The organism is Vibrio sp. 2134-1 (genome assembly GCF_033339495.1).
Genome location: NZ_JAWOUS010000634.1, coordinates 1 through 612 on the forward strand (window position 1 = coordinate 1; position 612 = coordinate 612).

General features: G+C 49.5%; 1 protein-coding gene. It reads left to right on the forward strand.

The window, feature by feature from the left end; genetic code table 11:
* On the forward strand, window positions 1-529 hold a 529-nt coding region (locus R7R78_RS27660), incomplete at its 5' end, for an FAD-dependent monooxygenase (RefSeq protein ID WP_225474799.1).
* Between the last annotated feature and the right edge of the window lie 83 nt (window positions 530-612).

Below are 612 nucleotides of genomic sequence, written 5' to 3' on the forward strand. Positions count from 1 at the left end.
GTCTACAGAGCCAAACCGAGCGGAAGAATTGCTGGCCATGAGCGATGAAGCGTTCAACAAAACGCTAACCAGCGAATTCGATGCTCGTTTAGGCGTGTGTGAAGTGGTGGGAGAGCGAGCGGCGTTTCCGCTAAAAATGCGTTATGCCCGAGACTTTGTAGTGGAGCGTGTTGCACTGGTTGGCGATGCGGCTCATACGATCCACCCATTAGCAGGCCAAGGTGGGAATCTCGGCTTATTGGATGCAGCCAGTCTGGCGCAAGAAGTACTGACTCTTTGGAAACAAGGGCAAGACATTGGTAGTAAACGCAATCTGCGTGGCTATGAGCGTTGGCGTAAGGCTGAAGCGGCGAAGATGATTGCGGCGATGCAAGGTTTCCGTGATTTATTCTCTGGTGACCATCCAGCGAAAAAACTGGTTCGCGGTATTGGCTTGAGTTTAGCGGGACAATTACCGGGTGCTAAAGATGAGATCATGAAACGTGCACTTGGTTTGAAGGGTCACCTACCAGAACTGGCTCGTCAATAGCTCTGAGTTACATTACCTAAAAACACAAAAGGCTGGATAATCCAGCCTTTGTTTTACTTGTCTTTTTGACATCGATGAAGTGC